Source organism: Methylobacterium sp. J-088, assembly GCF_022829295.1.
Classification (GTDB): Bacteria; Pseudomonadota; Alphaproteobacteria; order Rhizobiales; family Beijerinckiaceae; genus Methylobacterium.
Map to the genome: position 1 here is coordinate 140,199 of NZ_JAKSYH010000049.1, position 14,382 is coordinate 154,580.

A 14,382-nucleotide genomic window follows, 5' to 3' on the forward strand; every position below is an offset into this window, starting at 1 on the left:
GTCGGCGATCGGCGTACCGAGAACCAGGCGTCAGACGGTCAGGACGATCTTCCCGAAATGCTCGTTCTTCCTCATGCGGGTGAGCGCGGCCGGCGCCTCGGCCAGGGCATAGCGGCCATCGATCGGCAGATGGAAGCCCCCGGCCGCGATCGCCGGCCACAGGTCGGCCCGGACGCGCGCGGTGATCGCGCGCTGCTCCTCGATCGACCGAGTCCGGTTGGTCACGCCGATGTAGCTGATGCGCTTCGTGGCGTGCAGATCGAAATCGAACTCGCCCCGGCTCCCGCCGAGGCGGCCGACGTTGACGATGCGGCCCAGGACCGCCGCGGCCTGCAGATTGCCGTTGGCGACCGGCGCTGAGACCTGATCGATGATCACGTCGACGCCCCGGCCGCCGGTCGCCGCTCGGACCTGTTCGGGCCAAGTCGGATCCTTGGTGTCGATCGCCACGGTTGCGCCGGACTCGGCCAGCCGCGCGCGGTGCTCGGGGCTTCGCGACGTTCCGATCACCAATGAGGCCCTCCGCCACCGGGCGATCTGAAGCCCCATCAGCCCGACGCCGGAACTCGCCCCCTGGATCAGCACGGTCTCGCCCGGTTGCAGGTGCGCCTGCGTGATGAGCGCATCGTGCATCGTCTGCAGGGCGACCGGCAGGGTCGCGGCGACCTCGAACGACAGGTCCGCGGGAAGCGGAAGGGTCCGCCCGTGATCCGCCACGGCATACTCGGCGTAGCCGCCGGCGCCGGAACACATGACGCGGTCACCCGGATAGAAGTCGTTCACGGCCGCGCCGACCGCCACGACCTCCCCGGCCCACTCCAGCCCCGGGATCGCGTCGGGCCCTCCGGTCGGGCCGTGCGGCTGCCCCGAGGCGACGGCGAGATCGGCGCGGTTGAGGGCGGCGGCCCGAACCCGGACGAGCACCTCCGCGGGTTTCGGCCTCGGCATGTCGATCTCGACGAGGCTCGGCCCCTCCGGTCCGACCACGATGGCCTTCATCCGGGTCTCGGCCGGCGCGATGGGGCGATCCTCGGCTGTGGCAGCGTGGGACGCCAGGAGTTGTGCGGCCGCGCCGGCCAGGAGAAGGCGTCGATCGATGTCCATAGATCTCTCCTGCCCTCGCTTTGCCTACACAGCTGGGCCGTAAATCCCGGACGGCAACGGGATCACCGCCGCTCGGTCAGAGGACCACCCGCCGCACCGCCGCATCCATCCAGCGCGCGATCGCCGTCATCCGCGCGTCTGTCCCGGGCTGCCCCACGACCTGAATGCCCATTGGCAGGCCGCCCACGGCCGCGAGGGGGACCGTCACAACGGGCGCGCCGAGGAGCGAGCTCGGCGTGTTGAACACGGAACCCCCGTCGGGCGCGGCGCGAGCGGCTCGCCGGGACGATCGCCCGACCAGGGCGGCGCCGGTCCGGGCGAGGCCGGCGCGATCAGCGCGTCGAGCGTGGGCGCCAGCGCCGCGTACACGGTGCGCACCGCCTCCCGCCGCCGCAGCAGATCCTGGTAGCCCTCGGCCCCTAGGCGTTCCGCGGTCGCGACCGTGGCCTTGGCCCGCGCGCTGACGCCGTCGGGGTGCTGCGTCACGAGGTTGCGGATCGCCCAGTGGTTCTCCCAGGCCGTGATCGTGTTGGCCATCTCGCGCACGCCGACGAGGGCGCGCTCGAGGCGTTCGATCGCGGGGACGTCCCGGCGGCGCAGCACCGTGACGCCGGCGTCGGCGATCTGCGCCACCACAGCCTCGAAGGCTGCCCGCGACGCGTCGTCGAGCGCCTCCCACCCCTCCGTCTCCATCACCGCCACGGTGAGCGGGCGGTGCGGGGAGGGCGGATCCGCGGGACCGGCGAGCGGTGCGCGGCCCGGATCGCCGCCGGCCCGGCGCGCGATCTCGATCGACACGCGCCACATGTCCTCCGCGCAGGTCGCGTGCACGCCGTGCGTGCTCATGCTGGTCGCCTGTCGCTCGCCGCGGTTGATCGCACCCTGGGATGGCTTCAAGGCCCAGTTGCCGCAGTAGCTCGCTGGCCGGATGATCGAGCCGCCGACCTGGCTGCCGATCGCGGCCGGCACCATCCCGGCCGCGACCGCGGCGGCCGAGCCAGAGGACGACCCGCCCGGCGTGCGCGCCGGATCGAACGGGTTCGTCGTCGCCGGCGGATGCGTGCCGCCGAGCTCGGCTGTCGTGGTCTTGCCGAGCACCACCGCCCCGGCCTCGCGCAGCGCCCAGACCGCGGCGTTGTCGCGTCGGGGAAAATTGCCCGCGTAGGCCACGCAGCCCATCTCGGTCGGCATGTCGCGCGTCTCGAGGAGGTCCTTGATCCCCACCGGCATGCCGTCGATCGGCGAGAGCGGCCGCCCCGCCCGCCAGCGCGCGCCGCTCGCATCCGCGGCCTCCCGCGCGCCGGCCTCGTTCACGACCACGAAGGCTCGCACCGCAGGCTCGCGCTCGGCGATCGTCGCGAGGCAGCGTTCCAGGTAGGCACGGGGCGAGTCGGCGCCTGCGAGGAACGTCTCCGCGGCGGCCTCAAAGCTCGGGGTTCGGCGGTGCGGATCGTAGGTGCCCATCTCTGCTCCTCGGGTCAGTCGAGTTCCGGCAGCGGCGGCCGCCGGTCCGCCCAGGGCATCGCCCGCTCGAAGGCGGCCGCCACTCGCAGCAGGCGCGCGTCCTCGCCCACGCGTCCGACGAGCTGGATCGAGACCGGTACGCCCGCTTCGTCGAGCCCGCAGGGCAGGCTCACGGCCGGGTTGCCGGTAAGGTTGAACGGCATCGTGTAGGGGTACCAGGCCGCGCGCAGGTTCGGCACGGGTGTCCCGTCGATCATGATCGGCCCGAAGAAGTCCTGGTCGATCGGCAGGGCCGTGCGCGACAGGGTCGGCATCGCCAGGACATCGATGTCGTCAAACCACGCTTGCACCTGACGGTAGAGGGCGGTGCGCGCGAAGATCGCCGCGTAGAGCTCGGCCGCCGAGACGTCGCGCACCCGGTCCATCTGGCGCACGAAGGTCGGGCATAGGATCTCCCGGTGCCGCGCGAGGTGGTGGCCGAACTGCGCCATGCGGTAGGCGCCGTTGCTGACGAACCAGAGGGTCTCCGGGTTCTCGAACGGCGCCGCGTGCCCGCGCGTCTCGGCACCGAGATCCGCCAGGGCGGCGACCGCCCGCTCGCAGGCGGCCAGCACGTCGGCCGCCACGTGCGCGTTGCCGAGGAGTGGTCGCCAGCCGACGCGCAGCCCGGCGAGGGACTTCGTTCCGGGCGAAACGGCGTCCAGCGTCGCGACGAAGCCCGGTTGGAGCCGACCCGCGCTGAGCGGATCCCGGGGATCGGGTCCGGCCATCGCGTCGAGCATCAGCGCCGTGTCGCGGACGGTGCGGGTCATCGGCGTCACGTAGGAGATGTTGCCGAACCCGTCCTGGGCGTACTCCTGCGGCACGACGCCGAGCCCCTGCTTGAATCCGACGACGCCGTTGCAGGCGGCGGGGATCCGGGTCGAGCCGCCGCCGTCCGTGGCGACGCCGAGCGCGGTCAGTCCCGCCGCCGCGGCGACCGCCGCCCCGCCGCTGGAGCCTCCCGATGTGCGGCCCGCGTCCCAGGCGTTGCGCGTGCGCCCGAACAGGGGCGCCTGGGTCAGGCATTGCTGCCCGAATTCCGGTGTGGTGGTCTTGCCCACGACGATTGCGCCGGAAGCCTTCAGGCGGGTCACGACCTCCGCGTCGGCCTCCGGCACGTGCTCGGCGAAGACGCGCGAGCCCCAGGTGGTGCGGATCCCGGCGGTCGGAACGAGATCCTTGATCGAGACCGGCAGACCGTGCAGCGGCGCCAGCGGCTCTCCGCGCATCACCGCGGCCTCCGCTGCCCGGGCGCCGGCGAGCGCCTGCTCCTCCGCGACGGTGATGAAGGCGTTCAGCACCGGTTGGGCCCTGGCGATACGCGCGAGCGTCGCCGTCATGAGCTCCACCGGTGACAGCCGCCGCGTTCGAATCAGGGTCGCGAGTTCCGCCGCGGGCATGTAGGCGAGGTCATCCGCCATGATCCCGATCTCCTCAAGCCCGCCGCACATTCCAGAAGGTGCTGAAGCCCTTCAGAATACCTGTGAGGTCGCGCTTGGCCGCCGTGGCGTAGAAGGCTTGCCCCAGCGGCATGAAGGGCACCTCGGCCATCGCCCGTGCCTGGATGTCCCTGCAGATCGCCCGCTGCTGCGCGGGGTCGCCGCTCGCCAGCCACTGGGCGCGCAGATCCTCCACCCGTGCGTCGGTCGGCCAGCCGAACCACGCGCGCTCGCCGGTGCCGCGCAATGCCAGGTAGCCCGCGGGGTCAAGCAGGTCCTGGCCGGAGAAGGTCGTAAAGAACGCGCTCCAGCCACCCTGCGCGACCGGCTCCTTCTTAGCGCGGCGCTGCACCACGGTGCCCCAGTCGGTAACCTGCGGGTCGACGTTCATGCCGACGCGACGCATCAGGTCGGCCGCCACCTCGCCGAGCGCCTGGAGCTTGGGGCTGTCGGTCGAGATCAGCACCACCGCGCGCTCGCCCCGATAGCCCGCCGTCTCCAGCGCGCGCTTGGCCTCCTCCACCGGCCGCGGGCTCGTCAGGACGTCGAGGCCGGCCTCGCTCGCCATCGGCGTGCCGGGCGGGAAGACGCCGACCCCGTCGCGCCATAGGGCGCGGTCCTCGCCCATCATCGCCAGCATGAAGTCCTCCTGGCGCACGGCCGAGAGGACGGCGCGGCGCACGCCCGGATTGTCGAAGGGCGGGTGCAGGTGATTCACCCGCATCAGGGCGACGTTGCCGAGGGGATCGCCCTGGAAGACCTGGAGGTCGCGACTGCGGCGCAGGATCGGCAACAGGTCGGTGGGTGGATTGTAGAACATGTCGACCTCGCCTGCGACGAGGGCGTTGACGGCGGTGGCCGCGTCCGGCTGGACGAGCCACTCGACCCGGTCGAAATGCACGATCTTCGGCCCGGCGGTACCGCTCGGCGTCCCGGTCTCGCGCGGGCGATAGCCCTCGAACCGGGTGTACACGGCGCGCGCGCCGACGACGCGCTCGTCCGCCTTGAAGCGGAACGGGCCGCTCCCGACGATCTCGGTGAGCTGGGTGAAGGCGTCGGTCCGTGCCAGCCGCTCGGGCATGATTGCGGGGTAGGGAGCGCCGTTGCGGGCCAGGGCGTAGGGCAAGAGCGGGAAGGGCCGCTTGAGGCGGAAGCGGATGGTGCCGTCGTCGGGTGCCGCGAGTTCGTCGGTCACGGCCATCAGCGCCCCGCCGAAGGCGTCACGGCGCGCCCAGCGCACGAGGCTCGCGACGCAATCGCGGGCGAGTACGGCCGAGCCATCGTGGAAGTTCAGTCCCGGCCGTAGCGTGAGATCCCAGGTGAGGCCATCGTCCGAGACCGTGTGGCCGGCGAGCATCTGGGGCTGGGGCGTCAGCCGTTCGTCGAGGGCGAACAGCGTGTCGTAGACCATCGCCGCGTGGTCGCGGGTGACGTAGGCGGTGCTCCAGGTGGGGTCGAGGACCGTGACGTCGGTGTAGGACACGTAGCGCAGGACGCGTGTGCCTTGCGCGGCGACGCGGACCGGCCGTGCGATGCCCGCGGTGAGGGCCGGGGCCGCTGCGAGCCGGAGGAAACGACGGCGATCCATCCTGCACCTCGTCGAGCACGCACGCGCCCGGCGCGCCGGTCAGGGTCACATCCCCAGGGGCACATGGCAAGCCGCATGCCGGCGGCGCGTTCGGGCCTAGCAGCCGGTTGATCGACGGTCCAAGATGGAGCCGATCCGCGTCATCGTTCGGCACAGCCGATGCGTAAGGGTGGCGGTGGCCGGCCGTTCCGGCCTGGATAAAGCGGAACCCCAGCATGCCGCCGCAGGAAGCAGCCAGATCGCCGGTCCGCGGTGGGCGCGTCGCGATCGCCGGCCTCGGCACCGTCGGGCGCGCCGTAGCGCGCGCACTCGACGGGGGGGCCATCCCCGGACTGAGCCTGACCGCCGTCGCGGTCCGCGACGCCGGCAAAGCCCGCGCCGAGCTCGCGGCGCTCGCTGAACCGCCCGAGGTCGTCACAGCGTTCGACGGTCTGGAGCCGCGGGCCGACATCGTGCTGGAATGCGCGCCGTCCCAGCACCTCCCCGCGATCGTGCGGCCGTTCGTGACGGCGGGCAAAACCGCCGTCGTGTTGAGCTGCGGGGCGCTCCTCGACCACGAGGACCTCGTGGCGGCGGCGCGTGCCCACGGCGGGCAGATCGTCGTGCCGACCGGCGCCTTACTCGGTCTCGACGCCGTGACGGCCGCCGCGGAGGGAACGATCCACACCGTGCGGATGATCACCCGCAAGCCCGTGCGCGGCCTCGTCGGCGCGCCCTACCTCGTGGAGAACGGCATCGCGATCGCCGGCATCACCGAGCCGATGCGGGTCTTCTCGGGCAGCCCGCGCGAGGCGGCCCGGGGGTTTCCGGCCAACCTCAACGTCGCGGTCGCGCTCTCGCTCGCCGGCATCGGACCGGATCGGACCGAACTCGAGATCTGGGCGGACCCGAACCTCGACCGCAACACCCACCGCATCGAGGTCGAGGCCGACGCGGCGCGGTTCTCCATGACGATCGAGAACGTGCCGACCGACGAAAACCCCCGTACGGGCCGCATCACGGCCCTGTCGGTCATCGCCTACCTGCGCAAGCTCGCCGCCCCGCTCCGGGTCGGCACCTGACGGGCCGGGCTGGCACAGCCCGTGCTGCCGGTCGCCTGCGCCCGGACCAGCATCCGCGCGCGGATGCCCCCTCAGACCCGGAGCGGCCCGTGACATCGACGAGCGACGACACCCCGTCCGAGATCGAGCGGGCGACGATGCGGCGCGTCACGCTCCGGATCATGCCGCTCTTGATGCTGGGCTTCCTCGTCGCCTTCATCGACCGGGTCAATGTCGGCTTCGCGGCGCTGCAGATGAACGCCGATGCCGGCCTCTCGGCCTCGGTCTTCGGCCTGGGCGCGGGCCTGTTCTTCGTCGCCTACTTCCTGTTCGAGGTGCCCTCGAACCTGATGCTCGAGCGGTTCGGCGCCCGCCTGTGGCTGGCCCGGATCATGATCACCTGGGGGTTGATCTCCGCGGCCACCGCGCTCGTCGTCGGACCGGTCTCGTTCTGCGCGGTCCGCTTCCTGCTGGGCGCGGCTGAAGCCGGATTCTATCCCGGCGTGATCTTCTACCTGACGCGCTGGTTCCCGAAGGCCTATCGCGCCCGGGTAATCGCCCTCTTCGCGGTGGCCGTGCCCCTGTCGAACTTCGTCGGCTCGCCGCTCTCGGCGGCGCTGCTCGGGCTCGACGGCTGGCTGAATCTGCGCGGTTGGCAGCTGATGTCGATCGTCGAGGCGATGCCGGCCGTGGTGCTGGGCTTGCTCGTCCTTCGGTTCCTCCCGGAGGGCCCGGACCGGGCGCCCTGGCTCGACGCGGCGCAGCGCGGCTGGCTCACCGGACGTTTGGACGCCGAGCGCGCGGAGCAGCCGCTGGTCCGGCCGTCCGTCTGGCGGGTGATCCTCGATCGACGCGTGCTGGCGGCCGGCCTGATCTTCGCCGGCAGTGTCGGGGCGAGCGCGTGCCTGTCGATCTGGCAGCCGCAGATCTTCAAGTCCTATGGCCTCTCAACCATGGAGATCGGCCTGCTCAACTCGGTGCCGTTCGGGGTCGCGGCCGGGCTGATGGTGCTCTGGGCCCGACGCTCGGACCGCACGGGGGAGCGGGCCTGGCACGTGGCCGGGCCGCAGGCGCTCACCGCGCTTTGCCTCGCGGCGGCGCTGGCCGCGCAGGGGTTCGGATCGACGGTCGCGATCCTGTTCCTCGCGATCCTGGGGACCTACGCCGTCAAGGGCCCATTCTGGGCCATGGTCACGGAATGGCTGCCGCCGGGCGCGTCCGCGGCCGGGATCGCGCAGATCAACGCCATCGGCAATCTCGGTGCCTTCATCGGGACGTTCCTGATGGGCTTGATCAAGGATGCGAGCGGCAGCTACGCGCTGGGCCTGCTGCCGCTCGCCCTGGTCACGGCCACGGGCGCCGCGCTCGCGGTGGGATTAGGCCGCACGCGCCCCCCGCTGATCCCCGTCCTACCGGGCGAGCGGGCGTAGGCCGCAACGCTCGCCCGGCGAGGCAGGATGAGGGGCAAGTCCCGGCTTCGAGCACCGCCCGCTCCGCGCTCTGTGGCCGACAGCCCGCCCTCGCTGTCCGGGCTCACTTCCCCAGGCGCCCGAGCGGCGATGCCACGAGGAGAGGCGTCCCGGTGCCACCGTATCTGGCGTCTCCGGGGCCGCGCCCGGACGGGGGAGGGCGCGACGGGGGAGGGCGCGACAGGCGGGGAGGCGGACAGCGGCCGGACGCAGCCCATCGTGTGTAGAGTGCGGCGCTCCGCGTTCCGCAATCCGACGCATCCCGTCGGTTCGCGCGATCGCGGGCGTTGCGCCCGAGGAGAAATTCCATGTGCCGAGCTCAGCTGCTGTCGATCGCCTGCTGCATGGCAGCGCTTAGCCCGCCCGCGGCGGCGGCCGACATCCGTGTGCTCGCAACGGGCGTCTACGCGTCCAGCCTGCGCGCCCTCGCCGGGCCGTTCGAGGCAATGACCGGCGATCACCTCGTCCTGACGATCACCAATGCGGGCGGCGTCCTCGCCAAGCTTGCCGCGCACGAAGACGCCGACGTGGTCATGACCGCCTCGGCCGGCATCGACGCGCTGGTCGCGCGGGGCGACGTCCGGCCGGAGACCAAGTTCGATGTCGCACGTATGCGGCTCGTCGCCGCCGTCAAATCCGGGGCCGCGCTCCCCGACCTGACGGGCGCGGCAGGTTTCCGCACCGCGCTCCTTGCGGCGCCCGCCGTGGCCTACATCGATCCCAAGGGCGGCGGCTCGGCGGGCGCCTTCTTCGACGGGATGCTGACTCGGTTCGGCCTCGCTGAGGCCGTGCAGGCCAGAGCGGTGCTCTGCGCCACCGGCCCCGAGGTGGCATCTGCCGTCGCCTCGGGCCGGGCAGCGATCGGGCTGACACAGGCCAGCGAGCTCATCGACGCACCAGGTGTGGCGTTCGCGGGGTTCCTGCCCGAGGCCGTCAACACGTGGACGCCCTACGCCGCCGCCGTCACGACAAAGACGCAGGACCCGAGCGCGGCACGCGCCTTCATCGCCTTCGTGACCGGACCGAACGGGAGCGCCCGGCTGAAGCAGGCGGGTTGGGACGTCCCGCCACGCTGAGGGAAGGACCCGTATCAGCGGGACATCCGAGGGATTCAGCGTTCTCGATCAACCGGCGAGGAAGGCGAGCAGGCGCGCGTTGAACGCCTCCGCGCTATCCAGAGACGAGATGTGCGCGGCCCCAGGGATGATCGTGAATTGCGAATCGGCCATGCCGTCGCTGACCTCGCGCGCGACGGCGGGCGGGAACAGCCTGTCCTCTTCGCCGGCGATCACCAGGGTGGGATGCCCGATACCCTGGAGGCGGCCCGCGACGTCGAACGCGCGCATGCCGAGGGCGACGTTCGCGAGCGAGGACCCGCTGTGTCGCTCGGCCAAGCGGCACCAGGTCGCGTAAGTCGCGCGTCCGGCCGAGCTTTCCCGGTACTGCGCGTTGAGCATCACGGGCCACGTCGCTTGGAAGCGTTGGAGCGGCCCGCCCGGCTGATGAAACATCTCGACCCAGCCGGCGACGAGATCCGCCGTCGCCGGGTCGTTGAACGCGGCCCGCGAGTTGGCCACGACCAGCCGGTCGACCCGCTGCGGCTGCTCGAGCGCGAGCGTCAGCGCGATCATGCCGCCGAGCGACAAGCCGCAGACCGAGGCGCGCGCGATCGCGAGATGGTCGAGCAACCCGATCACATCCCGGGTCAGATCGCCCACGGTGGTGACGTCGGCGGCGGGATCCGACAGGCCGTGCCCGCGCAAATCGGGCAGGATCACACTGTAGCCGGCGAACACCAGGGCGGCGACCTGGTTCATCCAGGACCACCCGGCGTTCGTGAAACCGTGAATCAGCATTACGGGATCGCCCCGGCCGAGCACCTCGTAGTGCAGCCGGCGTCCGTCGCGTTCGAAATGCGGCATCGTCTCACACCTGACCCGTCGTCCCAGCGAGTTCCGCCGCGACCGCTTCCAGCGATTTGCCGCGCGTCTCGTAGCCGAGGAGGTAGCCCCCGACACCCCCGATCAGCAGCAGGACGCCCAAGGCGGTGAAGAAGGCGTAGTTGGGGGCGCCGCTGCCCAGCATCCATCCGAGCATCGGCGCCGCGACGATCCCGCCGATCCTCTGCCAGGCCGCGGCCCAGCCCGTCCCGACCGCGCGGTACCGCGTCGGGTAGACCTCGCTCGTGTAGGCGAAGAGTGGACCGCCCGCACCGCCCGAAGCGAAGAACGCCGTCAGCGCGCCGAGCCCGAGGATGGACCAGGATTCGGTGGCCTGTCCCCACGCGAACATGAGGAGACCCCCGACGCAGAGGAACACGGGAACGGTCGTGCGCCGCCCCCAGCGATCCAGCAGCAGGCCGCCCGCGATGTTGCCCAGCGCGCCCGTCCCGGCGATCAGTCCGGTGAACGCGAAGCTTTTGACCACCGGAAAGCCCATCCGCGCGAAGATCGACGGCAGCCAGATCGCCACGGCGAAGAACACCGCCCCGCCGGTGAGCTGCATCAGCCAGATGCTCGCGGTCGGCCGCAGATAGCCGCCGCGCAGAATTGCACTCAGGTGCGCCGGCTCGGCCGGCGGTCGATGTCGGGGCGGCGGAAGCGTCCGTGGGTCGATGGTGCTGAGACCATCGACAATGCGGCCGGCCTGTTCGAGACGTCCGCGGGCGATGAGGAAGCGGACCGACTCGGGTAGCATCACCCAGAGCACGATCAGAACGAGGCCTGGAACGGCTCCCGCGATGAACATCCCCCGCCACGTGAACGCCGGGATGATGAAGAGGGCGACCATCGCCGCGAGGAAGCTCGAGCCTTGCCAGAACGCCACGGTCGAGGCGAGCATGAGGCCGCGCCGGCGCGTCGGGATGAACTCGGAGAGGTACGTGAAGACGAGCGGCACCTCCGCCCCAAACCGATACCCTGGAGGATCCGCAGCACCAGGAGTGAGTCGTGGTTCCAGGCGAACGCGACGGCGCAGCTGAGGGCGCAATAGGCGGTGATCGCGCCGACCATCGTCCACTTGCGTCCGAACCGGTCGGCGAGGAAGCCAACACAGGTCGAGCCGATCAGCATGCCGATGAAGACGCTCGAGGCGAGGATGCCGGCCTGAGCCGGGCTAAGCGCGAAGGCCGCGACGATGCCGGGCAGCGCGAAGCCCATCATGTTGATGTCGAAGCCGTCGAACAGATGGCCGAGCGCGGCCGTCACGTACATGCGCCAGTGTTTGGGCGTGAGCGCTGATCGATCGAGGCTTTCGAGCAGCTGACCCGAGTTTATCTGTGGCATCGTATTCAGCAACTCGACTGTCTTAATTGTTTCGTCTCTTCGCTCGAATATCGCTGCAAATTCGGGTCCATCACCCATCGACTTGTCGCCCCGGTGCTTCAGGCCGCTCGGCGCTGAGCGTTCGGCAGAGTGCGCAGCGCGCGTTATCGGGCGCGCGGGTGACGAGCGGCGCAGGAGGCTCCCCGCGCCGCTTCGCGGACTGACCGGGCAGAATCCGGGGCCGTGTCGTCGCGCCAGCAGACTTTGCCCGATCCCGAGACGTCGCGACGCTCCACGCGGGCCTGAGCGCTCCCGTGCCAGGCCCCGGACGCCGCGCCGCTCAGGAGAACGGAAGCCGGTCCGCGAGCCCGATCTCGCCCGCGAGTGTCCGCAAGTCGTCCAGCGTATCGTCGGGCAGCTGCAACCCGGCGCGCCGATGATCGGCATCGTTTCGAGCCTCGATCTCGCCGGGATAGAAGACCTCGTCGTATCCCTGTGCCAGCGGGACGGCCTTCAGGCCCGCGATCATCTCGTCCATGCGCGTGCCGAAGTTCTCGATCGGCTGGAATGCCGCGATATCGAGGGCGATCATCAGGTGACCGGCGCCGCTGCGTTCCCGGGCCTGATACGGCCCGTGCACCCCGGGTCCGAAGGCGCTGCCGCTGAGAACCCCCGAGAGCATGTCCATCGCGACCGAGATGGCATAGCCCTTGTGCTGCGCCATGGGCAGGATGATGCCGTCGATCGCCTCCTGCGGATCGATGGTCGGCGCGCCCTCAGCGTTGATCGCCCAGCCTTCCGGGATCGTTTGCCCCCTCTGACGCGCGAGGTAGATCTTGCCGCGGGCCACGCCCGTGTTGGCGATGTCGAGCACCAGAGGCGCGTGGGTGCCGGCGGGTGCGGCCCAGGACCACGGATTGTTGCCGACGACCTTCCGCCGCCCGCCCCAGGGCGCCATGGCGGGGCTGGCGTTCGTCGAGAGAAAACCGACGCAGTCCGCGCGCGCCGCCATCAGCGTGAAGTACATCGCGGTTCCGAAGTGGTTCGAGTTGCGGACCGCCACGGCGCCGATACCGTGCCGCTTTGCTCGATCGACCGCTTCCTGCGCCGCGCGGGCAGCCGAGATCTGTCCCATGGCCTCGCGGCCGTCGAGGACCGCGATCGCACCGCCGTCGACCACGAGTTCGGGTTCGGCGAGCGAGTCGCAGACGCCGGCCCGCAACCGGGCCATGTACCAGGGCAAGCGCATGACGCCGTGCGACTGGTGCCCCCAGAGATCGGCCTGCACGAGCGTGTCGGCGCACAGCGCCGCCCGATCCTCCGGCATGCCGGTGGTCGCGTAGGCGGCCGTCGCGAAGGCGCGCAGCCGGTCTGGGGAAATTCGCTCGTCGGTCATGGGCGCGGATCCGGGGTCGGACGGGGATTCGATCTGTGAAGAGAAAGGCCACCATCCACCGCCGGGTTCGGCAGGCGGGGCGGCGCGCGGCCCTCCGCCATGCAGCGAACGGCTCTGGCGCGGAGCGCTGATCCATCATGCCGCCGGGCTGCCGAACACGACGCAGACGGGCGATCCGGTCTCGACCGCCTGCCCGGTCCGGGCGAGAGCGCCTGTGACCTGATCCACGGCGAAGGATACGATCGTATCGCTGTCCTCGTTCGCGACCAGCAGCGTCTGTCCGGTGGGGTCCAGCGTGGTGAAACGCGGCTTCGCGCCCCCGGTTGGGATCCAGGCCGTTGGTCTCAGGCCCGCAGCACCCACCGCGATGACTGCGATGCTGTCGTCGCCACGGTTCGACACGTAGAGCCAGCGCCCGCACGGGGTCAGCGCGATGCCGGCGGCGTGGCTCGTCTTGAGGCAGCTGGCCGGCAGCGTGGAGACGATCTCGAGCGGCGAGAGGCGACCGCTGCCCGCCTCATAGGCGAAGCGGGTGACCGTCGAATCCAGCTCGTTCGCCACGAAGAGGATGGTGCCGGAACGATCGAAGACGGCATGGCGCGGCCCGGCGCCCTCGCGGCCGGGTGGCGGTCCGTCCGGACTGAGTGCGAGGCGGCCGTCATCGCGTCCGACGGCGACGACGAACACCCGGTCCAGGCCCTTGTCCGGCACGATGACCCGGTCGCCGGTCGGGTCCAGCACGACCTGATGGGGATGAGACCCCGTCTGCTGGGTTCGATGCGGGCCCGTCTGACCGGGCAGTTCGAGACGCTGGGCCACGCAGCCGAGCGTGCCGTCCGCGTGGATCGGCAGGCGCGCGAGGCTCCCGGTGGCGTAATTCGCGACGAGGAGCGCGCGCGCGCGTTCGTGGATCAGGAGGTGGACGGGGTTTCGCCCCTCGGTCGCTCGTGTGCCGAGGAGCGAGACGGCACCGTCCCGCGCGACCGCGAAGGCGCTGACGCTCTCTCCGTCGCCGTGCACGGCGTAGAGCCGATCCGCCGCCCGGCTCAGGGCGAGATAGGACGGGTTGGTCAGACCATGCAGCACATGGCGCAGCTCCCAGGTGCCGCCGGGCAGGACCGCGTAGACCGACAGACCCTCGCCGCGCGCGTTGCGCTCGACCGTCGTGCGTGATCCGACGAAAGCGAACATGACGGCCTCAGATCCGCTGCGACAGGGGAGCGACCTCTGCCTCGGCTTCGGATCGCCGCGCGCCGATCGGCGTGCGGGTGAGCGTCAGGACCGAGGCCGCGCCGCAGATGAGGAGGGCACCGGCGACGTAGAAGGCGCCGTCGTAGCTGCCCGTCGCCCGGATGACGTACCCGGTCACGATCGGCGCCATCAGCCCGAAGACGTTGCCGCCGACCACGACGAAGGCCATGGCGACACCGATATCGCGCGGGTTCGGCAGCAGGTCGTTGACCAGGGAGAACGTCAACGACGTCGTCGAGGCGATGCCGGTCAGGGATACCGCGATCAGCGCCAGGTTCAGCCACACGGCGTCGACGAAGGGCGCGAAGAGGACGGTGGCCGCGAGC

General features: G+C 71.1%; 12 protein-coding genes and 1 pseudogene. 3 read left to right on the forward strand and 10 right to left on the reverse strand.

Annotated elements, in window-relative coordinates:
* Positions 1–30 precede the first annotated feature (30 nt).
* The 5 genes from MKK63_RS06005 to MKK63_RS06020 form a co-directional block, all read right to left on the reverse strand.
* Positions 31–999 carry a zinc-binding dehydrogenase gene (locus MKK63_RS06005; RefSeq protein ID WP_243999686.1) on the reverse strand — a complete coding sequence of 323 codons (969 nt, stop codon included), beginning with the start codon at positions 997–999 and terminating at the stop codon, positions 31–33.
* 181 nt (positions 1,000–1,180) lie between these two features.
* Complete coding sequence (locus MKK63_RS31655; RefSeq protein ID WP_279574525.1) at positions 1,181–1,312, reverse strand: hypothetical protein; 132 nt, start codon at positions 1,310–1,312, stop codon at positions 1,181–1,183.
* Positions 1,309–2,568, reverse strand: coding sequence for an amidase (locus MKK63_RS06010; protein WP_243999643.1), 1,260 nt, complete (start codon positions 2,566–2,568; stop codon positions 1,309–1,311). The genes MKK63_RS31655 and MKK63_RS06010 overlap by 4 nt, the downstream gene beginning before the upstream one ends.
* Before the next feature lie 14 nt (positions 2,569–2,582).
* Complete coding sequence (locus MKK63_RS06015; protein ID WP_243999645.1) at positions 2,583–4,031, reverse strand: amidase; 1,449 nt, start codon at positions 4,029–4,031, stop codon at positions 2,583–2,585.
* 13 nt (positions 4,032–4,044) lie between these two features.
* The gene (locus tag MKK63_RS06020) at positions 4,045–5,637 is read right to left on the reverse strand and encodes an ABC transporter substrate-binding protein (protein ID WP_243999648.1); all 1,593 of its coding nucleotides are present in this window, start codon (positions 5,635–5,637) and stop codon (positions 4,045–4,047) included.
* Between the two features lie 215 nt (positions 5,638–5,852).
* Between MKK63_RS06020 and MKK63_RS06025 the strand changes: the two genes are divergently transcribed.
* From MKK63_RS06025 to MKK63_RS06035, 3 genes are all read left to right on the forward strand, one after another.
* On the forward strand, positions 5,853–6,698 hold the full coding sequence (locus MKK63_RS06025; protein ID WP_243999650.1) for an aspartate dehydrogenase: 846 nt from the start codon (positions 5,853–5,855) through the stop codon (positions 6,696–6,698).
* Between the two features lie 89 nt (positions 6,699–6,787).
* Positions 6,788–8,107, forward strand: a complete 1,320-nt coding sequence (locus MKK63_RS06030) for an MFS transporter (RefSeq protein WP_243999651.1) — start codon at positions 6,788–6,790, stop codon at positions 8,105–8,107.
* A gap of 347 nt (positions 8,108–8,454) precedes the next feature.
* Entirely contained in the window at positions 8,455–9,222 is a 768-nt protein-coding gene (locus MKK63_RS06035) for a molybdate ABC transporter substrate-binding protein (RefSeq protein ID WP_243999653.1), read from the forward strand.
* Positions 9,223–9,270: 48 nt separating this feature from the next.
* Here MKK63_RS06035 and MKK63_RS06040 read toward each other — a convergent pair whose 3' ends face one another.
* The 5 genes and pseudogenes from MKK63_RS06040 to MKK63_RS06065 all read right to left on the reverse strand — a co-directional run.
* Positions 9,271–10,068, reverse strand: a complete 798-nt coding sequence (locus tag MKK63_RS06040) for an alpha/beta fold hydrolase (RefSeq protein WP_243999655.1) — start codon at positions 10,066–10,068, stop codon at positions 9,271–9,273.
* Positions 10,069–10,072: 4 nt separating this feature from the next.
* A pseudogene (locus MKK63_RS32175) lies at positions 10,073–11,856 on the reverse strand (MFS transporter).
* The gene (locus MKK63_RS06055) at positions 11,750–12,805 is read right to left on the reverse strand and encodes an Ldh family oxidoreductase (protein ID WP_243999659.1); all 1,056 of its coding nucleotides are present in this window, start codon (positions 12,803–12,805) and stop codon (positions 11,750–11,752) included. Before MKK63_RS06055 ends, MKK63_RS32175 begins: the two are co-directional and overlap by 107 nt.
* Positions 12,806–12,940: 135 nt before the next feature.
* Positions 12,941–13,996: a lactonase family protein gene (locus MKK63_RS06060; RefSeq protein ID WP_243999661.1), complete on the reverse strand. Its 1,056-nt coding sequence runs from the start codon at positions 13,994–13,996 to the stop codon at positions 12,941–12,943.
* Between the two features lie 7 nt (positions 13,997–14,003).
* On the reverse strand, positions 14,004–14,382 hold a 379-nt coding region (locus MKK63_RS06065), incomplete at its 5' end, for an MFS transporter (protein ID WP_409564476.1).